Source organism: Streptomyces sp. NPDC007162, from assembly GCF_040634175.1.
GTDB lineage: Bacteria > Actinomycetota > Actinomycetes > Streptomycetales > Streptomycetaceae > Streptomyces.
On sequence record NZ_JBEYFC010000734.1, the window covers coordinates 1 to 3,575 of the forward strand.

Annotated in this window: 1 protein-coding gene and 3 pseudogenes; 3 read left to right on the top strand and 1 reads right to left on the bottom strand. The window is 71.6% G+C overall.

Annotated elements, in window-relative coordinates:
• Window positions 1-103 precede the first annotated feature (103 nt).
• The 3 genes and pseudogenes from ABZ646_RS43000 to ABZ646_RS43010 form a co-directional block, all read left to right on the top strand.
• Window positions 104-1,663, top strand: a pseudogene (locus tag ABZ646_RS43000) (alanine--tRNA ligase); the annotation flags it as partial.
• Window positions 1,660-2,715, top strand: a complete 1,056-nt coding sequence (locus tag ABZ646_RS43005) for a hypothetical protein (RefSeq protein WP_360532188.1) — start codon at window positions 1,660-1,662, stop codon at window positions 2,713-2,715. The pseudogene ABZ646_RS43000 and the gene ABZ646_RS43005, both read left to right, overlap by 4 nt.
• 124 nt (window positions 2,716-2,839) lie before the next feature.
• Window positions 2,840-3,418, top strand: a pseudogene (locus ABZ646_RS43010) (class I SAM-dependent methyltransferase); the annotation flags it as partial.
• A gap of 66 nt (window positions 3,419-3,484) precedes the next feature.
• On the opposite strand, the pseudogene ABZ646_RS43015 reads toward ABZ646_RS43010, so the two are convergent.
• Window positions 3,485-3,575 (bottom strand): annotated as a pseudogene (locus tag ABZ646_RS43015) (aldo/keto reductase); the annotation flags it as partial.

Here is a 3,575-nt window from a genome sequence, read left to right on the forward strand (position 1 = left end):
GCCGATTCGTCCTGCTGCAGAAGGAGTTCGCGTTCGTCGGCGACGCTTCTGAGGCGGGCGCGCAGGGTGTCGCGTTCGCGTTCGAGGTCGCTGCGACCCCACCCATCTCACGTTCTTCGAGATGCTGGGCAACTGGTCGCTGGGCGACTACTTCAAGCAGGACTCCATCCGGTGGAGCCACGAGTTCCTGGTCCGCGAGGACTGCCTGGCCATCGACCCGGACCGGCTGTGGGTGACCGTCTTCGCCGGCAACGACACCGTTCCCAGGGACGAGGAGTCGGCCGGACTGTGGCGTTCCCTGGGGATCGCCCAGGACCACATCGTCTTCCTCCCGGAGGAGCACAACTGGTGGGCCGCCGGGCCCGAGGGGCCGTGCGGCCCCGACACCGAGATCTTCGTCGATCTCACCGGCACCCGGTGTCCCGACGAGGACGCCGCCACCTGCCTCCCCGGACTCTGCGGGAACGCCCGGTTCTTCGAGATCTGGAACAACGTCTTCATGACGTTCGACCGGCGTGACGGCGTCATCCGCCCCCTGCCCAGGCGAAACGTCGACACCGGCATGGGGCTGGAGCGCACCATCGCCGTCCTCAACGGCGCGGCCACGGTGTACGAGACCCCGTGCTTCGCCCCGATCATCGACGCGCTCGTCGGCAAGGGCGCTCACACACCCGAGGAGATCCGCTCGGACGCGAAGCTGACCCGCGCCCTGCGCATCCTCAGCGACCACCTGCGCACCTCCGTGTTCATCCTCGGCGACCGAGGCCAGGTCTCACCGGGCAACCAGGGCGCCGGATACGTGCTGCGGCGCCTCATCCGCCGGGCGGTCCGCTACACCCAGCACCTGGGCGTCAAAGCCTCCGACTGGGTGGCCACCGCCGACGTCGTCGTCGACATGTACGGCGAGGCCTACCCGGAGCTGGTGGAGAACCGCAGCCGGATCCTCACCGAACTGGCCAAGGAGCAGCAGCGGTTCGCCCAGACCATCGAGCGCGGCACCGCCAGGCTCTCGCACGCCCTCGCGGAGCTGCGGCAGTCCGGTGGCGACACCCTGCCCGGCGACGTCGCCTTCCAGCTCTACGACACCTTCGGCTTCCCGCTGGAGTTCACCGTCGAGATCGCCGCGGAGTCCGGCATCGGCGTCGACACCGACGCCTACCGGCGGCAGTTCGCCCTGCACCAGGAGCGGTCCCGTTCACAGGCCGCCAAGAGCGGCCTGGCCGACGACAGCGAGGAGAGCACCCGCTACCACACCGCGACCCATCTCCTGCACGCCGCGCTGCGCGAGGTGCTCGGCCCGCACGCCCTGCAGAAGGGCTCGAACATCACCAAGGACCGACTGCGCTTCGACTTCTCCCATCCCACGGCGATGACACCCGAGGAGATCCGCCGGGTGGAGGACCTGGTGCGGAGCTGGATCGGCGAACGGATCGAGGTCACCCACTCCGTGATGCCGCAGGCCGAGGCCCGGGCCGAGGGTGCCATCGGCGTGTTCGACGAGAAGTACGACGGCACCGTCTCGGTGTACCGCATCGGTGAGCGGTCGTTGGAGTTCTGCGGTGGACCGCACGTCCGCAACACCGGGGAACTCGGGCACTTCAGGATCGTCAAGGAACAGTCGTCCGGCGCCGGCGTGCGTCGTATCCGCGCGGTTCTCACGTGACCGGCGCCGCCGTCCGGCCGCTGTCCCGCACCCGGCCCGGCGGGGCGGTGGCGGCCAGCGCGCCCCTGCGCATCTCCCTGGCCGGCGGCGGCACGGACCTGCCCAGCTACGCCGACCGGTTCGGCGGCGCGGTGGTGGGGACGACGACGGACCGGCGGGTGTGTGTGATCCGGTACCCGGGACTCTTCGGAGGCGGTGTGCGGACCGCCTTCGGAGAACTGGAGGAGGTCGCCGAGGCGTCCCAGGTGCGCAATCCCTACGCCCGTGCCTGTCTCCTGCGGGCCGGCAGCCCACGCGACCTCCAGATCGGCTGCTACAGCGACGCGCCGGCCGGATCCGGGCTGGGTGGTTCCGGCGCGTTCACAGTGGCCCTGACCGCGGCGTTGCGCCATCCGCAAACCCCCGGGCCGGCGGAACTCGCCGAACAGGCGAGCGCCGTCGAGATGGTGGATCTGCGGCGACCCGTCGGCAAGCAGGACCACTACCTGGCGGCGTTCGGGGGCCCCTGTCTGCTGCACATCGCCCGGGACCGCTCGGTCGAGGTGGAGCGGCTGCGCCCCCACCCGGCGGTCGCCCGCTACCTCGACGAACGGCTCATGCTCTTCCGCCTCGGCGGGGCGAGGGACGCCGGGCACGCCCTCGCCGCGCAGGCCCGCGGCGCGCTGAACGCCGACCCCGCCGTGCTGCGGAGCCTGCACGGCATCAAGGACCTGGTGGAACCCGCCGTGGAGGCGCTGCGGCACGGCAGGGTCGACGAGATCGGGCCGATCCTGGACGCGCACTGGGCACTGAAGGCGGCGCTGTCGCCGGCCACGGCCGACGACAGCGTCCGCAGCCTCTACGCACTGGCCCGGGACAGCGGCGCCGACGGCGGAAAGGTCCTCGGTGCCGGCGCCGGCGGGTTCCTCCTCCTCAGCGCGGCACGCGGACGCCAGCAGGACGTACGGGCCGCCATGACCGCCCGTGGCCTGCCCGAACTCCCCTTCGGCACGGACGGCGCCGGCGTGTACGTCGGCCCGGTCGCCACCACGCCGGGGCCGCCCGGACCGTGACCGGCCCGGACCGGGATCCGCGACCCGCGCGGCCCCGGCCGCCCACCCGCACCAGAGGAAGGACAGGGAGACCATGACCGAGACCCGGACGGGCACCTATCCGGTGGATCCCCATGCCACCGCCATGGACGACTACCTGCGAGGCTGCTACCGGCCGCCGTTCTGCTACGTGCGCAGTGACGGGAAGGTGTCCGAGGACCCCATCGAGCGCCGCTTCGAGGATCCGTCGGACTTCCGGGACTACGAACGCCGGGCCTTCGACAAGGCGTCCGGCAGGGTCCTCGACATCGGCTGCGGCGCGGGCAAGCACCTTCTGCCCCTGCAACGGGCGGGCCTGGACGCCGAGGGCATCGACATCTCCCCGCAGGCCGTGCGGATCTGCCGGGCGCGCGGCGGCCGGAACGTCCAGGTCATGGACGCCCTCCGGCTCACCTACGCCCCCGGAACGTTCGACTCCGTGCTGTTGTTCTCCAACGGGCTGTCCATGGGCGGCACCCCGGCCGGAGTGAACCGGCTGCTCGCCGAATGCCATCGCGTCACCCGGCCGGGCGGGCGCGTGCTGCTCGGCAACACCGACGTCTCGCTCTCCACCGATCCGGCGGACCTGGCCTACCAGGAGGAGAACGTACGGCGCGGCGACCCGCGGGGACTGGTCCGCATGCGTACCCGCTACGCCGGCGTCACGAGCGACGAGTTCGACTGGCTGTTCGTGTCTCCGGCGGAGCTGGCCGTCGCCGCGGCCGAGACCGGCTGGAGTGTCACCGACGTCTCAGCTCACGTCGAACGTGCCCGGGTCCGGACCGATGCGCCGGTCCTCGTTGAGCGCGCTGATCGCCGCGAGGTCCTCGGTGTCCAGGCTG